This is a genomic window from Acetobacter farinalis (assembly GCF_011516935.1).
GTDB lineage: Bacteria > Pseudomonadota > Alphaproteobacteria > Acetobacterales > Acetobacteraceae > Acetobacter > Acetobacter farinalis.
In genome coordinates this window covers 81,677-100,409 of record NZ_WOTF01000005.1, presented here as the reverse complement: position 1 = coordinate 100,409, position 18,733 = coordinate 81,677, and the positions used below count along the sequence as shown (strand labels likewise).

The window sequence follows — 18,733 nt, the reverse complement described above, 5'->3', positions numbered from 1 at the left end:
AGGCAATTTTAACAAACCGTCTACGCTTGTAGACTGAATCAGAAAGTTTTCTGACCGTCGCACTCAACACTTTTCTGTCCTTAAATCAGCCTACAGACGCAGTCTGGCTGGAGCTTTGCGGCCAGTCAGAGCTTTTTGCAGAGCTTGAATGCCCCTCCGCATGTGAAGAAGGCATGATCTGGACTGAACTGGGAGGCATCGATGTTTCCTGAACAGGCAACGGCAAAGAGTTATTAAATTCCACCCTTCCCATAAGTCAGATTATTCGGTCTGTATTGTTACCCTTTCATGACACGTTTTCCGTGGTGTCTGAGGCGGGTTGTCCCCATTGGCATGTGCAGGGCATGGAGAGTGACACAGTGGGAAACCACCCTGCTCAGGCGGTGATGCAGGTCTTCCTGCTGGAGTGCTCCCGCTGCGTCAGGCAGGCTGACCGCGTTTGCGCGTACATTAACAGCAAACACGAACCACGCATTAAACAGCAGGCAGAACCATACCATTATTGTCCAAAACAAGTATTACCCGCCACGCACACACATCACCATAACGTGATATCGCTACAAAAACATTCCTTTGAAGAATAGCGTGTCTTCTCCCTGCATTGCGGCCCCTCTCCTCTCCTTGACAGCCCGGAGTGAATTGGACACAGAGCCATTTCCGTTCCTCTGGGACAATGAGAAAGAGAGTCGCCCCATCGGTTGAAGGTTACAGCCACTCCGGCCACCAGATAGCGTTTTGCCAAAAATTCAGGGCTCCCCGCTCAGGCCTCCCCTCCGGTGGCTACAGGCAGGAAAGACTCATGCTTTTTGTTAAAATCAGCAGGATATCGGGGAGGCTCGGCTCTGGGTCGGCTCTATCCGGTGGTGCGTCATTCTCCTGCTCAAAGCCAGTGTATCTGGATTTAGTCTTAACCTCGCCCTGACCACTCTCTGTCCGGGCGGTATTTGAAAACACTGGAGTGACAGCATGGGTGGCGTTCAACCCGTAGATCAGCATTCCCCCATAGGCGCAGCCTACCGCGCCGTATTTTCGTTGATCAGTCTCGCGGTGGGGCTGGTTCTTGCCTATGGCGGCAGCAAACTCCTTATGCTGGGTGGCTCAGCCTATTACCTTCTGGCCGGGCTGGCCTATAGTGCGCTGGCCGTTCTGGTTTTCCTGAAGCATCGCCTCGCACTGGCGTTCTCCGTCGTCACGTTTCTCGCAACGTGTGTATGGGCCTTCTGCGATACACCGGAAGTTGGCTACTGGGCTCTTCTGCCCCGTCTGGTTGTTCCCGCTATTCTGCTCACCCTCAGCCTGTGGGCCACGGCAACTTTCCCGACAACTGGCAAGGCCGTGCGTCGTGGCAGTCTGGCCGCCAGCTTTGGCGTTGTGGGCTGCCTTGTGCTCACTCTGATTGAAGCCTTCTTTCCGCATGGCCAGATCAGCAATCCTGATGCGGCGGCAAAGCCCGAGCTTGCTCAGGCCGGGAAAATCGATGCCCCGGATGACTGGGAATTTTACGGCCGCAACGCCGCGGGCACGCGCTATGCGCCCTATACGCAGATCACGCCTGAAAATGTCAGCAAGCTGCAGGTTGCCTGGGTTTACCATACCGGCAGAAGAACGCACGGTGCTGGCGTGGGGGTTGATGAAAACACCCCGCAGCAGATCGGGAATGTGCTGTATTCCTGCACGCCGGAAGATCTGGTCACTGCTCTTGATGCAGATACCGGGAAGCCCCTGTGGAAATATGACGCCAAGGCCAGAACCGCAGAGCACGTCACGTGCCGTGGCGTTGGCTATTATGACGTTGATAAAGACGCAAGCCTGACCGCGGAACAGAAAGCGGCGGACACAAACCCGATGTGCCGCCAGCGTATCCTTGTTTCCACTGTTGATGCCCGCTTTATCGCGCTGGATGCGCATACGGGCGCCCTGTGCTCAGGCTTTGGCGATAACGGCAGTGTCGATCTGAAAAAGCAGATGGGCCCGGTTGAAGGCGGCAAGCGTTATCACCCCACCTCCATTCCGGTTGTGATGGGGCATGTGGCCGTTATTGGCGGCTGGGTGCGTGATATCGTCCACGGTGAACCGTCCGGTGTTGTCCGCGCTTATGACGTGCGGGATGGCTCTCTGGTGTGGGCATGGGATGTCGGGAACCCTGAAAACACGCAGGCTCCGCCGGAAGGCCAGACCTATACGCTGGAGACGCCCAACGTCTGGACCATTCCTACGTATGACAAGGATCTGAACCTCGTCTACCTGCCCACAGGTAACGGCCCGCCTGACTATTGGGGTGGAGACCGCACGGCAGCCAAGGAAAAGTTCGGCGCCGCCGTTGTGGCCGTTGATGCCGCAACCGGCAAAACCCGGTGGGTTTTCCAGACGGTCCATCATGACGTCTGGGATTATGATCTGCCTTCCCAGCCTGTGCTGTTTGATGTCACGAACGCGCAGGGGGAAAAAGTTCCGGCCCTGATCCAGACAACAAAAACTGGCCATATCTTTGTTCTTGACCGCCGCACCGGCCAGCCCGTGACGGAAGTTCAGGAACGCAAGGTGCCCACAACACCCGCAGCGCAGGACGAGCACCTCTCTCCCACCCAGCCTTTCTCTGTCGGGATGCCCGTTATCGGCGCAGACCCGCTGACGGAAAGCTCCATGTGGGGTGTCAGCACGTTTGACCAGCTGTACTGCCGCATCATGTTCAAGGATTCGATCTATGAAGGTCCCTTTACCCCGCCGGGTGAGAAGCCTTACATCGAATGGCCCAGCCTGCTGGGTGGCATGAACTGGGGCGGTATTTCCATTGATGAAGGCCGCGGTGTCATGTTCGTCAATGACATGCGCATGCCCCTGCGCATGACGCTGGTGAACAAGGAAGAGGCCAAGAAATACAAGGTCTCCACGGATGAAGTCCCCGGCTTTATGGGAACAATCCGCCCGCAGATGGCAGGGCCTTATGCCGGTGTGCGCATTGATATCCTGCAGTCCCCCTTGCAGGTTCCGTGCAACACCCCGCCTTTCGGCACCATGAGCGCCATTGATCTGCATACGAAGAAGCTGCTCTGGCAGGTTCCCATGGGTACCACACAGGATCTCGGCCCGATGGGTATCAAGACCCATCTGCCGGTTCCCATGGGGATGCCCACCCTTGGTGGCCCGACCACAACAGCCTCCGGCCTGCTGTTCTTCGCAGGCACGCAGGACTACTACCTGCGCGCACTTAACTCCGCCACAGGCAAGGAAGTCTGGCGTGAGCGTCTGCCGGTTGGTGCCGTGGCAGCCCCCCTCATTTTCCGCTCCCCCAAAACGGGCAAGGAATATGTGGTTATTTCTGCCGGTGGCATGAGCCACTCCCCGGATGTGGGTGATTATCTTATTGCCTACACCCTGCCCGATGGTGTGGCAGCACACTAAAACACGCCCTTGAGGTTCACACACCTTGCGTTCCTGAACCTCAAGGGAACGCGGCAGGCCACAGGCTCCTATCAATATGGGTCTGTGGCCTGACTGCCCTTACTGGCCGAAGGCCAGATGGACGGGGTCAATCTCCCTTCCCTTCACATGTAGCCCGTCATGCTCTGGGGCGGAGCGTTCCGGCCACCCATCGTGCGACTTGCGGCCCGATGCCCAGCAATACGATTACGCGTAAAATCTGCACGGCCATGACAAAGGACGTATCGACGTGGCTCGATGCGGCAATGATTGCCGCTGCATCCACACCGCCCGGACTGGTGGCCAGATAGGCTGTCAGTGGGTCGATATGGAACAGCGCAACCAGCATCCATGCCAGAAGCCCGCAGCATCCCATCAGCACGGCTGTGGCCCCGATCGTCTGAGGCAGCGCCCGTGTTGCGGCGACAAGAACCTCGCGGGTGAAGCGCTGGCCGGTATTCCAGCCAATCAGCGCGTAACTGGCAATAAGCACCACAGGCGGCAGGTCAATGCTGATCACGCCCAGAGCATTCAGCACGCCCCCTAGAGCCATCGGGCCGAGAAGCGTTCCCGCCGGCATGCGGGAAACCCGGCCAAGAGCCGCCCCTACTCCGGCTACGGCCACTGTTTCGATAACATGCAGCAGCATGACGGGTGGGAAATAGCCGCTGGCAAACCGGCTGCCGCTACCATGCACAAACAGGAGTGCTACCACCGAGGCACAGGACGCAACCATGACCACGCGCAGATACTGCATGAAGGCAACCAGACGGAAATCAGCACCACAGGCTTCCGCCATCACGATCATCATTGGCGCGGCCCCCGGCATCATGCCCCAGACTGCGGTTGTGCCCGACACAATGCGCAAGCGGGCCATAAGCCAGCCCAGCGAGGCACTCGCCATGATAGAAAGCGCCACCACACCCAGCAGGATCGGCCAGTGATGCACGAAGCCGCTGAGAATTGCCGGAGTGATCGACCGTGCAACAAGGCAGCCGATAACAGCGTGTGCCGCCGTCATCAGGCCACCGGGAATTTTTACGGCACCCCCGTGGCTTTGCAACAGCGCGGCGGCGGCCAGCGGCCCGAGCATCAGTCCCGCAGGCAAACCTATCCCTTGCAGGGCAGCCGCCGCGAGTACTGAGGCCACCACCAGCACGGTCCATCGACCGGCTGGTGGCAGGTGGCGCAGGGAACGCCCCTTCACTCTTGAAGGGCGATGGCAGAGACAGTTGTCACGCGGCCGAGCATCGGGAAAATATGATCGTATGCAAATGCATGCATCTCAGCCGAAAGAGATGTCGTGGCGTCTTCGGCCAGCACAACCTCATATCCGTGCTCATGGGCCGCGCGGGCGGTTGATTCAACACCCATGTTCGTCGCGATACCACCGAGAACAATGGTTTTCACGCCCCGGCGGCGCAATTGCAGATCAAGTTCCGTGCCGTAGAATGCCCCCCATTGGCGCTTGGTGATGCGGATGTCAGAGGGCTCGGCAAGCCCGTCCGCAAGGTCGCTCCATCCTTCCGGAAATCCGCCGGGAGGAGCCTGAAACGGACGGTCAACCGGGGCCTTCAGAGCGTCCCTGAAATCCGGCGCGAACCCGACATTCACAAGCACGACAGGGGCTCCTGCCGCCCGGAAGCGCTGGGCCAGTTCCTTCCCTTTTTCCAGGACAGCCGCGCCGGAATAAGGCGCGATCTGCCGCCCGAGGATGCCATTCTGCAAATCGATCAGAACCAGCGCTGTCGTTGCTGCGGGCAGTGTGATCATGGGAGATCCTTTCCGGATTTTTGAATGCGCTGCGCCTGCCGTGTTTCACGTCTTCAGCGGGCATGCTAGTTAGTTGAGATGAGACTTAACAAAGGCATTAGTTGAATATGGACTCAACTTCGTCAAGCCGAAATCGCACGGCACTCGAACCAAAGCGCGATCTTGGTCGCCGGCGTGTGGCCGCACTCCTGCGCGCGGCGGCACTGGTTTTTCAGGAACGAGGGTTCGAAGCCGCCACAATGGTGGAAATCGCGGCGCGTGCCGAAGCCAATATCGGATCCCTGTATCGGTTCTTCCCCAACAAGGAAGCCCTCGCCGATGCCCTGATGCAGCATTACACCGAGGTCCTGCAGCAGGGCTTTGAGGCCATCGCGGCACAGGCGCGGACACTCTCCCCGGAAGCGCTTTCTGATCTGCTGATTGATTTTCTGGTCGCGCGGCACGCGCAAACTCGGGCCTTATCCGCCCTTCTGGACTCTCGTGCGGAGTCTACACTGACACGCCTACAGATCCGCGCTCAGGCTCTGGCCGGAGTTAAAGCCGCACTGGTGGCCTGTGCACCCCATCTTGGCAGCACAGAAGCAGACGCTGAGAGCATCGCCGCTGTCGTGCTCAACAACATGAAAACCATGGTGGGAATGACCTTGAAAGACGCGCCGACCAGCGCCGGAGCGCCGGACGAACTCCGGTTCATGAACAGGCTTTATCTTGCGCAGAGGCTTGGAGTTGCCCGGTAAGCCAGCACAAGCCCCTCACCTCTACACTTCCCGTATCCTCCGCTTGCCCTTGGGAAAGCATGGTTGAGCCCTCCCCCATGCTCGCCAGATATTTACCGGGAAAGTAATTTTCTGCTCCCGACTGCTCAGGCCAGATGATCGAGCCGAAGGCGCCCGCGAGCGTCACACAGGCGGGCTGAAACAAGGATTGCCGAGAGCGTGGCCCCGACCATGTTGCCTGTTACAATCAGGCTCATCAGCACAATCTGGTATTTGGAGGCTTCCAGCGGGTTCATGCCAGCCAGAATCTGACCTGTCATGATCCCCGGCAGTGTAATGACCCCTGCTGCCGCCATCTGGTTCAGGGTCGGGATCAAGGCCGTGCGGATGGCTTGTCGGACAAGACTGTTCATGGCCTCGAAACGGGTTGCGCCCAGAACAAGGCGCGCCTCGATAGCGGTGCGCTCGCGTGACGCCGCGGACAGCAGCGTATTCATGGAAAGGCTGGTGGCATTCATCACATTGCCAAGCAGCAGGCCCGTCATCGGAATGGCCGTACGGGCCTGATACCAGGGATGTGGATGCAGGGCCGTGAAAAGCCCAACCAGCGCAACCAGAATGGTTCCCGCTGCCGTGCTGAACCCACCAATGCCAAAATGCCAGATGCGTGTAAGGCGTGATGTTTGTCGGGACCCGACCTCGATCGTCGCGGCGGTGAGCATGAAGGCAATGACCAGCAGCGTCAGCCAGACGGACGAGTGCCCGAACAGGAAGAGCAACACGCTGCCTGTCAGCAGGAGTTGCGCCGCCATACGCAGGGCGGAAATGGCAAGTGTGCGATGAATGCCAAGAGACAGCACCACAGAGAGCAGAACACACCCGAAGATCAGGCCGCCCGCAAGCAGCATATCCCCTGTATCCAGAAGCACAGGCGTCATGGAGCCCCTTCTACAAAACGGCCGTGGGCCATTTCAAGATGTCTGGTGCCCATCCGTTCCGCCTGAGCCGGATCATGCGAGACAAGAACAACTGTCGTCCCTTCTGACATGATCTGGTGGATCAGGGCCTCCACCCTCAGAGTTGTGGCTTCATCCAGCGCTGAGCAGGGTTCATCCAGCAGCAGGGCGCGAGGCTTATGGTGCAGCCCCCGGATCAAGGCAAGGCGCTGCCGCTCCCCGGTAGACAGGCGATGCAGCGGCCTGACCAACACATCGTCCTTCAGGGCGAGCGTGGTCATGAGGCTCCGCGTCAGGGTGTCATCTGGCAGATGATCCAGAACGGCATCGGACCACCAGCCGGGCTCGGCTGACATGTAATAGACCGCCTGCCGCCAGAGGTGCGCTGGCATGGCGGAACAGAACTGCCCATCCAGCGCCACATCACCCTGATGCGGGTCCAGATCGGCCATCATGCGTAACAGGACTGATTTGCCGGAACCGGAGGCCCCAGTAATCAGCAGACAGTCTCCTGCCGGAACATCGAAGGTGCATGGGCCTGCATGGAGATTACGCAAGGCACGGACGGACAGACCACTGGCAAGGATGCCGGAATTTTCGAATTCAGAGGGGCGGACTTCAGTCACGGCATGTAAACCAATTCAGGTAAGGCATAAAACTATAAAACAGAATGATGAACGGTCTCAAAAATCAAAAAATGCTTCTTCAGAATACCCTTTGGTGCGCCTGTCATAAAACTTTCATCTACGATAAAGGGGAGTTAGCACAGAATTGCGTGGGGCGGTGTTATGCCTGACAGACATTATCAGGCAGCAGATATGCACAGCCCTTCTCTCTGCGCGTCATTTGGCCCGCTCATGCTCTGACGCACCGCAGATGGACACCGTTCCGAGTGCGTTTTGCAGTCATCTGGTTTTTTCCTTCAATTAAAAAGATTTTTTACCACGAGGGCAGCATAAGCATGCAGAGCGAAATTTTTATAAACTTGACGACGAAATCATGTACGCGATGCTATTAAAGACAAAATATTTTCATAAGAGATTCGCTCGTTTTGACAGCAGACCCGATTTTTGAAAGCCTGCACCCCGATTCAGGCCTGACCCCAACAGCAAGGCGCGTTGCACAGTTTATCCATGCCAACCGCGCCCTCGCACTTGCCAGTTCAGCCGCCGAACTGGCCGAACAGATCGGAACATCCGATGCTACGGTCATTCGTGCCGTTCAGGCAATGGGTTTTGAAAGCCTGGCAGCCCTGCGGAAAGTACTGATTGCCAGCCTGACGAAGCCGAGTGACCCCGCCACCGCCATGTCGCGCACCCTTGAGGATATCGGGGCGGATCTTGAAAAGGCAATCAGCGGCATTCTGCAAACACATGTTGAAATTGCCACAGCTTTGCACAAACCGCGCACGCAGCAGCGTCTTGCTGAAGCCGTCAAGGCGCTCCACCCCTGTGAGCGTATTGCCGTATTCGGCATCGGGCCGTCTCATGGTCTTGCAGACTATATGAGTCGCGTTTTGAAACGTAACGGGCGTGCCAGCCTGCCGATCGGGGCGACCGGCCGCGCGTTTGCGGATGATCTTGTCGCCCTTCGGGAAGGTGATGGGGTTATCGTGATGGCCTATGGTACGCTGTACCGAGAAATCGCCCTCCTGTTCCGTGAGGCAAAGCGGTTGGGTCTGCCCACAGTTTTGATTACAGACCATATTCCCGCCACAGCCGTTCCGCCCGGAACGGTGATCGTGAAAGCCATGCGCGGCAAGGAAGAGCATATTGCGCTCCATTCAGCCACGGTCGCGCTCCTTGAAGCCATTGCCTTTGGTCTCTCTGCTGTTCAGCGGGAAAAGACCATGCTGACATTGAGCCGGTTGAACGATTTCCGCAGCCAGATCGAGCAATTCTAGAGGGTGTTATGTACTTTTGCGGCGCTTGGGTCTAATGGAACTGGATGAGCCCTGTTCTGCCTCGCAAGCCGTATCCGTCTGACGTCAGCGACGAAGAGTGGTCGCTGGTGGTTCCTTATCTCACTCTGATGACTGAGGCTGCGCCGCAGCGAGAGCATTCCCTGCGCGAGTTGTTCAATGCCCTGCGTTACGTGATCCGTTATGGCATTGCCTGGCGCGCCATGCCGAACGACTTCCCGCCGTGGTCGGCGGTGTATCAACAATCGCAGCGCTGGCTGGCGTCGGGCTGTTTCGAGGCCCTGGCACAGGATCTGCGAGCTTTGCTGCGCCTCGCCTCTGGACGGGCGGAAGAACCCACGGCCGCGATCATTGATAGCCGTACGCTGCGCTCCACGCCGGAAAGCGGCACCCGTGCCGGTTATGACGGCGCCAAGCGCAAGCGCGGCTCGAAGGTGCATATGGCGGTGGACACGCTCGGGCACTTGCTCGCTCTTCATGTGACGCCGGCCGATGTCGGCGATCGCGCCGCCGTGGCACGTCTCGCCGCCGACATCCAGGACGCGACCGGCGACAACGTCACACTCGCCTATGTCGATCAGGGCTATACCGGCGAAGTCGCGGCCGACGCCGCTGCCGCCGAAGGCATTGCCCTGCATGTGGTCAAACTGCCAGAAGCCAAGCGCGGCTTTGTCCTGCTGCCGCGTCGCTGGGTCGTGGAGCGATCCTTTGCCTGGGCCACGCGCTGTCGCAGGCTGGTCAAGGACTACGAAAGATACGCGACCACGCTCGCAGGCTTCCACGTCATCGCATTCGTCGGATACATGCTCAAACATGCCGCACAGATGATCCAATGTGCATAACACCCTCTAGGCTCAGGACCTATTAATTTCTTGAACTGAGCGAGACGCTGTGATTCACAGGCTTACCGATGGAGGTGAGCCTGTGAATCAGATATTTTTGCTGTCTGAACGCCAGATGACGCGGATTGAGCCGTTTTTTCCTCTGGCACACGGGGTTCCGCGTGTGGATGACCGGCGTGTTCTGAGCGGGATCGTTTATGTAATCCGTAACGGTCTTCAGTGGAAAGACGCTCCGAAAGCGTATGGTCCGTACAAGACTTTATACAACCGCTTTATCCGGTGGAGCCGCCTGGGTGTGTTTGACAGGATATTTGTCGCCCTGACAGAACAGGCTGGCCGTTCAAAGCGCCTGATGATCGATGCAACACATCTCAAGGCGCACCGGACGTCGGCGTCCCTGCTCAAAAAGGGGCTTTTCCCCGTCATATCGGACGGACAAAAGGCGGCCTGAACTCAAAACTCCATGCCGTGTGCGATGGTCAGGGCCGGCCTGTTCGCCTGCATCTGACTGCAGGTCAGGTCAGTGACTTCAAAGGCGCAGACGTGCTGCTGGCAGATCTCCCCGACGGGACAGAAGAAGTCATCGGGGACAGAGGCTATGACAGCAACCGGATCAGGTTATCGCTTGCAGACCGGAATATCACAGCCTGTATTCCGCCGAAGAAGAACCGGAAATCAAAGCCGCCTTATGACTGGCATCTGTATAAAAAGCGCCATCTGATCGAAAACATGTTCGCAAAGCTGAAAGACTGGCGACGTGTTGCAACCAGATATGATCGCTGCGCTCATACATTCATGTCTGCAATCCACATCGCAGCAAGCTTCATCTTCTTTCTCAAAGAATGAGTCCTGAGCCTAAGGCTCCAGGCTTACGGCATCACGACACAGTATGGCAGGTTAGCTGTCCCTTCTGCCTGTGCGTCACGTAGACACCGTCTACCGGCGAGAGGTGCAAAATCACGGAGGGGGCCTCCGGCGCGCACTCGGAGGCTGCGGGCAAGTGCCACTGTGATCGGGCCAGATCGTGAATTTCCAACTCGACAGGCTTTTCCACCTCGAATGTCAGGCGGTGTTGCCGCCAGTCAAGCACCAGTTTGCTATCTTCCTGCGCGCGGGCTCCCTGCACATAATACAAGGCAACCTGCTCCTGTGTCAGGATATTACTCCCCGCGATCCCCATCATTGCCAGCCCCGCCAGTACGGCTGACCCATGCCCCACCTGCCTGAACAGATGATCTGGCACATAGCGCAAAACACGCTTCATGCTGACGGACGAGAGGAGTGCCGCCAAGGCCACCACAAGACCCGCCGTCAAGACTGAGCGGGTGATAAGGCCATAATGCAGGTAGAGAAAAACCTTTACCAGATGCAGAAGAACGTCATTGGCTGCACGCGTTGCAACAATCTGGTGCTTGCTCAGGCCAAGCTGATGATAAAACCGGTTGAAAAGCAGCCCAACCGCTCCGGTAAAACCGGAAATAAATCCCGCCAGCGCCCCGATAACCGGCAACCAGACAACACGATCCGCTTTTGGTTGAGCCTGTTGTTCTTTTCCGGAGCGGCGCAGTAGAAGCGGCAAATTGCCCAGCAGGAACAGGCCCAGCAGAAGATCAAGATAAACCGGCTGCACCTGCTTGAGCAGCAGCACCCCACCCCAGGCCGCAGGGAGCGCCAGAGGAACAAACCGCAAGACAACCGCCCAGCGTATGTTCTGAAAAAACAGAGCAATGCGGGACATTGAACTGACGGCGGTTCCGATGGAAAGGGCTGCGGGAACGCCTGCGGGGGGCAGCAGCAGGCCCAGCACAGGCATGAGGATCAACCCCGCTCCCCCGCCGGAAACCGCGCTTAAGGCGAACATCAGGGTCGCCACCACAAACAGGATAATCCACACAACCATCGTCAGGCAGCCACTTCACTTTCCATAGGCAACAAAAACAGGCACGCATCACATATGACCGGGATATCATTCCCCGATATGGCAAGCCAGAAAAATGCCGCTCACAGCATGCGTGAGAACACCCCGTCCCGTCGCCGTAAATGCCAGACAGCCGCGGCAACATGCCCCAGCACAACAGCAATAATCACGAGTGCGAGCCACCAGTGCGCTGAACCAAGAGCAGACGTGGTGTTTTTGGGAAACACTGCAAGTGGCGAAGGAATTGAAAACGCGAAAAAAGCCATTGCCCGCCCATGCCCCCAGCGCCAGAGAAAACCAAGGGTGGCTTCTGTGATAATCAGGGCATAAAGACCCATTGCCACGGCAAAGGCCAACTGATGCAGAGAGCGGGACTGCTTAACAGGCAAATGGCGTCCGGCCAGAAGGCGCCAGGCAATACGGGCCAGCATTACAACACTCAGCACCACACCGCATGTCATGTGAGCTATGGCAAAAGCATGATGAACCGGGTGCGAAAACGTATTGAGAAGCTCTCCTGTAAGAGCAAGGCACAGCACGAGGGCCGCCGTGCCCCAATGGAACAGGATTGTTCCTCTGTCATATCTTGCCGTGCTCGAAGAGGTACCGATTGACAAAGTTCCAGACATTCCGGGCTCCTGAGGCACTTTGGCTTTTCCAACTGCTGTTTTGATAAACGTCACGCTGCCTCTAACACACGTGCGCTGCGGCGACATCCACCGCAACGCACTTTGTCTGTCTTTTTAGAACCCGATAGGAACAGAAACCGACCCGAAGAAGCCACGGCCGGGCTGTGTGTTCCACTGTGACACACCATCAGCCGTTGTTCCGGAATAAGCGAAGATCTTCTTGCTATCCGCCAGATTGGTCATGCTGAGCTGGAATTTGACTGGCGGGACAAAATGATCCTTGCTGTGGATCGTATAGCCAATCGAAATATCAAGCTGATTGAAGGGATCAAGTCCATTCGCAGCCTTCCCCGCAGAGGTTATGGAACCCGCGCGTGAACCAACCCATTTATCAATCACGGACGCATAAAGGCCGTTATGCTCATAGATCATCCCCCCGGCTGCGGTAGCATCCGGCGCATTGGCGATCGGCGCACCCGTGCCCTGGGTTTTGGACTGGTTGAGGCTGCCATTCGCAAACGCTGTGAAGCCTGACCCCAGATAATAGGAGGCCTCACCTTCAATTCCGTAATAATTAATGCCGCCCTGATTGTAATAGACGGTCATCGGGCCGTAACCCGGAATGTTCTGCTTGTTGCTGGTCACAAAATTGCTGAAGTTGATGTAATAGACGTCAGCAGAAAGGGTGAAGCGGCGGCTCTGCCACGCTGTGCCGATCTGGTAGTTCATTGTGTTTTCCGGGCTGACCTTGTTGGCCGCCGGATTAGGCGTGTAAAAATAGGCGGCATCCGGCGCAAGGAACCCGCGTGCGACCTGCAGATAGGCTGACCAGTGCGGGTTGACCATATAATGCACGTTCAGAGAGGGCATCGGCGCGCCGTAAGTCTGGTCATACGTCAGCGGTGTGCCTGTCTTCTGGTTAACCGGTGCGTTAATCTGCCGCACCATGAGCGCATATTTGAAACCCGGTGAGATTTCCAGGTTCGGCAGCGGCCGGAACGTAAGCTGCACGTAAGGCTGCGCACTGAAGTTCTCAAGCGTCATAAGGCGATTGAGAGGCATTGCCGGATTGGTGAACGTACCGCCGTCTGCCCAGTTAACACTCCCCTGCTGGCGGGTATCGGTCTGATGTTCCAGCCAAAAGCCCAGCTTCAGCTTCGCCAGACCAAAGTCACGATTGACAGCGAACGTGTCTCCCCAGGCCCGATAATCCTGGCGCATCGCCTGACCAAACTCGCACCCCGGACCTGAGTTATACGTCAGTTTGTTGGCACCATACGTTCCACCGCACGCCACTGTCTTGCCTTTCCATACCGGTGCGGATGCAAGATACTGTGCCTGAGTGGTCCCGTTCACGTCATTTTCGTTATGGCCATGATGGTAATACGCGTAAGTATAGACCTTGTTATCGATGGTCCATCCACCACCAATATCAGAGTTCAGGCCGATATAGGCCATGTCCGTCTGAATGGTATCAACATTGTATTTATAGTAGTTTTGCGAATTCGGATTGTTGGACAGGCCATAATCAGGGCCATACTTGGCAATCTGGTCCTTTGTCACGCCGGGCGGCGGGGACTGAACAAGATTGTTATACAGCCCCATGAACGTCAGCGTTGTATGGTCGTTAAGCGGCTGGACCCATTTTCCATAGAAATTATAACGCTGCTGCCGGGAGTAAGTCTGGTAGCCGTTACTTTGCACGCCACCGCCATCAAACACGAAAGAGGCATTGTTCAGCTTCTTCATGCGGCCACTATTGAGTTCTCCACCATAGGTATAGGTGTTCCAGGAGCCCATGCTGCCATAGGCCTGCACCATCCGCTGGTCGGAAGGGGCCTTGCCGTTCACATCAATCGTGCCGCCAAAGGTTGCATACCCCATGGTGGAGGCATCACCCGGCCCACGATCCACGCTGATATCGCCCAGATCATGCGCGGTATAATAAGCCGTGGTGTGATGGGTGAAGTTATTCCCATCCGCGAAGGGAATACCGTCAAACAGAACGTTATACTGCCCATCCGAAAACCCGCGGACTGACACATTGTTTTCCGCCAGCCCCGGCCCGTTTGACCCAATGGTAACAACGCTGGGTGAAAGCGCTACCATCGTGTCATAACTGCCTGAGGGTGGAATATTGTTCTCGATAAAATGCTGGCTGATGACAGATGTCGGCTGAAAGGCCGACAACGGCGCTTTTGTCGGCGCCTGATAAGGCGCGGAGTCAGTGCGATAGTGGCCCGCCACCAGGATCGCTTCATTCGTGCCCTTACGGGTTGGAGCGCTTTGCGCACCGGCCTGCATGGCGTGTTCCGTAACCGGGGCCGCGACCGAAGTTGCCGCCGCGCTTCGGACATGCGCAGCTTTCTTCATTCTGGTCGGTTTGAACGTCTTCGTCTTCGTCGTTTTGCTCGACTTGCTCGTCACATTACGCGGTGCCGTATCAACAGAAGCGGCCATCGCCTGCGCGCCTCCGAAAGCCATCCCGACGCAGGCCAGCAGGGACCACTTCAGGGTCACACGTCGTGCGTTCGGGCGCATAACAGCGCGGTTGGTAACGTGAAAAACGGGATGCATCAAAGGGCTCTCCAGACAAGTGTCGGCCGCCCGGCCCTTCCGTAGCGATCACAACAGCGTGGCCTTTATCACGGTGATCAGAAAGGTTTCGTGACGTTATTGTTTTCATTTTATGTCAGTTAAATGTCATCGCGGAATTTTTCCTGAAATACAGAACAAAGGATCCCACGAAGTGTTTTGTTCCGGGAAAATAAGATATTTTTTGCCATCAGTCCGCATGCGGGGCAAAAAGTGCGTTCTTCCCACACCCCAAAAGAACGATCAGATTGGTTCGGGTGACGTTCAAAATGGCGTCAAGAACTCTTTTTTGGTGCGACGCCGGCAGGAGGCATCCCCTTTGGGAATAATAAAAGGATTCCCTCTTAAAATTTATAAAGATTTCCGTTGGTCATGCATGGATCAGAACGACACTCAAGCCGTTCTGAACTGATCTCGTGACAAAGACCCGGATAGTATCCCGGACATCAGATCTCTTCCGGATCAGGAGTCGCGTCCTATGCGATGGTTCTCATAGATTCTTCTATGTCTTGTATTTTTTGTAATACATTAAGAGATGGACACACTCCTTTCCTCGTAGCCTCCTGATAATTCAGGGTTTGCATCATCATGCCATGCATAACGGTCTCCGGGTGCACCAATTCATAATTATGTCACGAACCCGGAGCCCTCAACCATGATATCTGGCGTTGCGATTGTAGTTAACGCTACAGAGCCCACAATGTCAGATTGAGTGAAAGACAGGATTGGCAAAACAGAGAAGCGAGAGGTCTATAGGAGTCTACACTCTGGAATGTGCCTTTTGGTGCATTTTTGTTCCTGTCATTATTTGATCAACCTTATCACGGGTTAATCTCTGCTTTTGAGCTTAGAGCGCGTCACAATCATTCCCTTTCCAGGAGACAGAACTCATGTTTCGACCCACGATATCCAAATGGACCTTCCTGGTTTTCACGCTTTCCGGCACATGCATGGGTCTGTGGGCAGATCCCACATATGCCAAGTCAGCTCCCGAGAGCACAGAATTGCTGGTGCCGGTTGTCCCCTCTGCGGGCTCCCCCATGGAGGCTTATGACAAGACGGTTTTCGAACAGACGCGCAAGCTCAAAGATACACCGCGGTGGGCTCTGGCCCATGCAGACGCGGATTCCAAACCTGAAGCGCTCCTGCGCGATTTTTCCTGTGCCATCGGGCGCTCATTGACGAAAGAGGGCAATCCGGCTCTCTTCAAGCTGATTTCAGCGCTCCGTGATCAGGTGCATGACACAGTCAAGGTACAGAAGAACATCACCAAAAGAGTACGTCCTTTTGTCGGGAATGATGCCCCGGTTTGCACTGTAAGGCCGGCAAACGCTGCTTCGGGCTATGCTTATCCGTCTGGTCACGCCACAACAGGCTGGTCCAGCGCGTTGCTGCTTGCGTCCCTGTTTCCGGATCACGCAACACAGATTTTTGCACGCGGGCGCGAATATGGCGAAAGCCGTGTTGTCTGCGGCGTGCATTGGGCCTCGGATGTGTGGACGGGCTTCCTGCTGGGCGGTGAAGTCTACACCCAGTTCAGCAGCAACCCTGCCAACGCTCAGGTGCTGAAAGAAGCCCGTGACGAAATCGCTGCTCTGCCTGCGGCATCCTCCGCTCCGGCAAATCAGCAGGAATGCGCTGTGGAAAAAGCTGGTCTTTCTCCTGATCCGCTGACACAGGCTCCCTAACCTCTGTCCTTTTGCCCTGCCCTCCCCCGAGCGCAGGGCAAAATATTGCTCGGGAGGCAGGTAAAAAGCCCCGCATCTTCAGGCACTCATGCTTCCCGGGATATCAACAGTTTTCATTAATCTCGTGCGCGTCTGGCTGCCTCCACCATCCGGTGTCGCAACGCCAGACAACGTCCGTCACACCCTTCGTGAGGAGGTGGCGACACAAGAGCTGTTAAACGTCAGTCCCCCGCATCGCCATAACCTTCCCCCTTCAGGCGCGCACCTGATGTGCCGGGTGGCGTTTTGAAGCGCCAGCATTCGCCTTTTTCTTATCCTGCACAAAGTTGCAAATGGTCCGCACGATATCCTGATCAGTCAGGGTTGAAAGATCACCGAAGTTATCGACTTCTCCACTCGCGATTTTGCGCAGCAGTCGCCTTACAATTTTCCCGGAGCGCGTCCGGGGCAGATCCGGCACGATATAGACGTCCTCAGGTGTCGCGTAACGGCCAAGCGTATCAGAAACCAGCGTCTTGATACCGGCTTCTGTCAACTGGGTTACGGCATCTTTGCGTGAAATGACAAAAACAACCAGCGCCTGCCCCTTGACAGGATGTGGAACCCCAACAGCCGCACTTTCTACCAGACGATGATCCGTCGCCAGGGCATCTTCCACCTCGGCGGTGCCAAGCCTGTGGCCTGCAACGTTGATGACATCATCCATCCGTCCGGTAATCCAGTAATAGCCGTCCTCGTCTCTTCTCGCGCCATCCCCCGTGAAATAGAAGCCCGGAACCATGGAGAAATAGGTTTTGCAAAAGCGGTCATGGTCACGCCAGATGGTTCGCGCCTGCCCCGGCCAGGAGCGCGCAATACACAGGCTCCCCTCAGCCATGTTCTGCTGGATCTGCCCTTTCTGATCAGCAATCACCAGTTCAAGTCCCGGCAGTGGTGTGCTGGCGGAGCCGGGCTTGAGGGCCTGCGCGCCAGGTACTGGCCCCAGAACAATACCTGCGGTTTCAGTCTGCCACCAGGTATCCGCAACCGGGCACCGCTTGCGGCCGATGGTATCGTGATACCACAGCCAGACATCCGAACTGATAGGTTCCCCCGCCACCCCCAGCAGCCGCAGTGATTCAAGGCTGTGCGCTGCCGCCACCTCATCACCATCCGCCATCATGGCTCTTACAGCAGTGGGAGAGGTGAACAGCATTGTCACCTTATACTCGTCAACCAGATCCAGCCACCGACCGGGATGGGGCGCATTGGGAAGGCTGTCCGAAATCATGGTTGTGCCGCCATTGGCCAGAGGACCATAAACAACAGACGTATGGCCTGTAATCCATGCCACATCAGCCGTGCACCACAGCACATCACCGGGGTGCTGTGTATACACCATGCCCATGGTATAGGCCGCCCATGCCATATATCCGCCTGTGGTATGGACCACCGCCTTCGGCTTGCCCGGGCTGCCGGATGTATACAGCATGAAGAGGGGTGCTTCGGCCGGCATGACAACGGGTATGAAATCAGGCTCGAACGAATCAACAAAATCATGAAAATCATAATCACGGCCGGGCAGCATAGGCACGGCGGCCTCTGAGGTCCGGACAACCAGAACAGAATGCACGGTGCTGTCTTTGCCCGCTTTGAGCAAGGCCTCATCCATCGTCTGCTTGAAGGGAACGGATTTGCTCCCCCGCTTTGCCTCACTTGCAGTGATAACCAGCACGGCACCGCTATCATGAAGCCGATCAGCAATTCCTTCGGCAGAAAAACCGCCGAAGAGAACAACATGAATCGCCCCCACACGGGCGCAGGCCAGCATCGCGACAACAGATTCAGAAATCATGGGCAGGCAGATTGCAACCCGTTGGCCTTTCTCCACCCCCAGATCTGTCAGCGCATTGGCAAGACGGCAGACCCTTTCATGCAGCATGCAATAGGTGAGCTTTTCTGCATTCTCACGCCCTTCCCGGTGGCTGATCAGCGCTACCTGATCCCCTCGTGCCGTCAGATGGCGGTCTATGCAGCAAACGGATGCATTCAACAGGCCGTCTTCATACCATTTGATGGAGACATCGCCATCAAATGAACCCCGAAAAGCCTTGGTTGGCTTGCGGTGCCAATGGATCCGCTGCGCCTGCTCAAGCCAGAACGCCTCGGGGTCCTGACGCGCATAATCCCGCATAACCTGCAAGCGCTCGGCGCTCATGAGGAGCGGATGCTTGTGGTAAGCGCTTGCCGGGATGGATGACGTGTGTGACATATCTTCCGCTCTGTTCTTGCTTTT

14 protein-coding genes are annotated in these 18,733 nt (G+C 56.6%); 6 read left to right on the top strand and 8 right to left on the bottom strand.

The features are described 5' to 3' along the window. The first annotated feature begins 966 nt into the window (after positions 1-966). Complete coding sequence (locus GOB82_RS07430) at positions 967-3,402, top strand: membrane-bound PQQ-dependent dehydrogenase, glucose/quinate/shikimate family (RefSeq protein WP_166121688.1); 2,436 nt, start codon at positions 967-969, stop codon at positions 3,400-3,402. A 157-nt stretch (positions 3,403-3,559) separates the two neighbouring features. On the opposite strand, the gene GOB82_RS07425 is transcribed toward GOB82_RS07430, so the two are convergent. Further along, entirely contained in the window at positions 3,560-4,627 is a 1,068-nt protein-coding gene (locus GOB82_RS07425; RefSeq protein WP_166121686.1) for an AbrB family transcriptional regulator, read from the bottom strand. After that, positions 4,624-5,193, bottom strand: a complete 570-nt coding sequence (locus tag GOB82_RS07420; RefSeq protein WP_166121684.1) for a hydrolase — start codon at positions 5,191-5,193, stop codon at positions 4,624-4,626. The genes GOB82_RS07425 and GOB82_RS07420 overlap by 4 nt, the downstream gene beginning before the upstream one ends. A gap of 107 nt (positions 5,194-5,300) precedes the next feature. Here GOB82_RS07420 and GOB82_RS07415 point away from each other — a divergent pair, with 107 nt between their 5' ends. Continuing rightward, positions 5,301-5,930, top strand: a complete 630-nt coding sequence (locus GOB82_RS07415) for a TetR/AcrR family transcriptional regulator (protein WP_166121682.1) — start codon at positions 5,301-5,303, stop codon at positions 5,928-5,930. Between the two features lie 125 nt (positions 5,931-6,055). Here GOB82_RS07415 and GOB82_RS07410 read toward each other — a convergent pair whose 3' ends face one another. Beyond that, the gene (locus tag GOB82_RS07410) at positions 6,056-6,847 is read right to left on the bottom strand and encodes an ABC transporter permease (RefSeq protein ID WP_166121680.1); all 792 of its coding nucleotides are present in this window, start codon (positions 6,845-6,847) and stop codon (positions 6,056-6,058) included. Then, on the bottom strand, positions 6,844-7,491 hold the full coding sequence (locus GOB82_RS07405; protein WP_265794445.1) for an ABC transporter ATP-binding protein: 648 nt from the start codon (positions 7,489-7,491) through the stop codon (positions 6,844-6,846). Before GOB82_RS07405 ends, GOB82_RS07410 begins: the two co-directional genes overlap by 4 nt. A 425-nt stretch (positions 7,492-7,916) precedes the next feature. Here GOB82_RS07405 and GOB82_RS07400 point away from each other — a divergent pair, with 425 nt between their 5' ends. From GOB82_RS07400 to GOB82_RS07390, 3 genes are all read left to right on the top strand, one after another. After that, a complete protein-coding gene (locus GOB82_RS07400) occupies positions 7,917-8,768 on the top strand; it encodes a MurR/RpiR family transcriptional regulator (protein ID WP_166121678.1) in 852 nt (283 codons plus the stop codon). A 44-nt stretch (positions 8,769-8,812) separates the two neighbouring features. Next, a complete protein-coding gene (locus tag GOB82_RS07395; protein ID WP_166121676.1) occupies positions 8,813-9,628 on the top strand; it encodes an IS5 family transposase in 816 nt (271 codons plus the stop codon). Between the two features lie 82 nt (positions 9,629-9,710). Next, positions 9,711-10,474 (top strand): IS5 family transposase gene (locus tag GOB82_RS07390; protein ID WP_166121674.1). Its coding sequence is split into 2 segments (ribosomal slippage): positions 9,711-10,044 and positions 10,044-10,474, totalling 765 coding nucleotides; the frame shifts between segments, so codons are not numbered across the junction. A 31-nt stretch (positions 10,475-10,505) separates the two neighbouring features. On the opposite strand, the gene GOB82_RS07385 is transcribed toward GOB82_RS07390, so the two are convergent. The 3 genes from GOB82_RS07385 to GOB82_RS07375 all read right to left on the bottom strand — a co-directional run bounded on the left by GOB82_RS07385 (position 10,506) and on the right by GOB82_RS07375 (position 14,752). After that, positions 10,506-11,528, bottom strand: a complete 1,023-nt coding sequence (locus GOB82_RS07385) for a sulfite exporter TauE/SafE family protein (protein WP_166121672.1) — start codon at positions 11,526-11,528, stop codon at positions 10,506-10,508. 101 nt (positions 11,529-11,629) lie between these two features. Beyond that, positions 11,630-12,175 (bottom strand): cytochrome b, encoded by a 546-nt coding sequence (locus tag GOB82_RS07380; protein ID WP_166121670.1) that lies wholly within the window; start codon positions 12,173-12,175, stop codon positions 11,630-11,632. A gap of 114 nt (positions 12,176-12,289) precedes the next feature. Then, on the bottom strand, positions 12,290-14,752 hold the full coding sequence (locus GOB82_RS07375; RefSeq protein ID WP_166121668.1) for a TonB-dependent receptor: 2,463 nt from the start codon (positions 14,750-14,752) through the stop codon (positions 12,290-12,292). A gap of 908 nt (positions 14,753-15,660) precedes the next feature. On the opposite strand from GOB82_RS07375, the gene GOB82_RS07370 reads away from it, so the two are divergent. Beyond that, complete coding sequence (locus tag GOB82_RS07370; protein WP_166121666.1) at positions 15,661-16,458, top strand: acid phosphatase; 798 nt, start codon at positions 15,661-15,663, stop codon at positions 16,456-16,458. 253 nt (positions 16,459-16,711) lie between these two features. Here the strand turns inward: GOB82_RS07370 and acs are convergent, their stop codons facing one another. After that, positions 16,712-18,709 carry an acetate--CoA ligase gene (gene acs, locus GOB82_RS07365; RefSeq protein WP_166121664.1) on the bottom strand — a complete coding sequence of 666 codons (1,998 nt, stop codon included), beginning with the start codon at positions 18,707-18,709 and terminating at the stop codon, positions 16,712-16,714. Between the last annotated feature and the right edge of the window lie 24 nt (positions 18,710-18,733).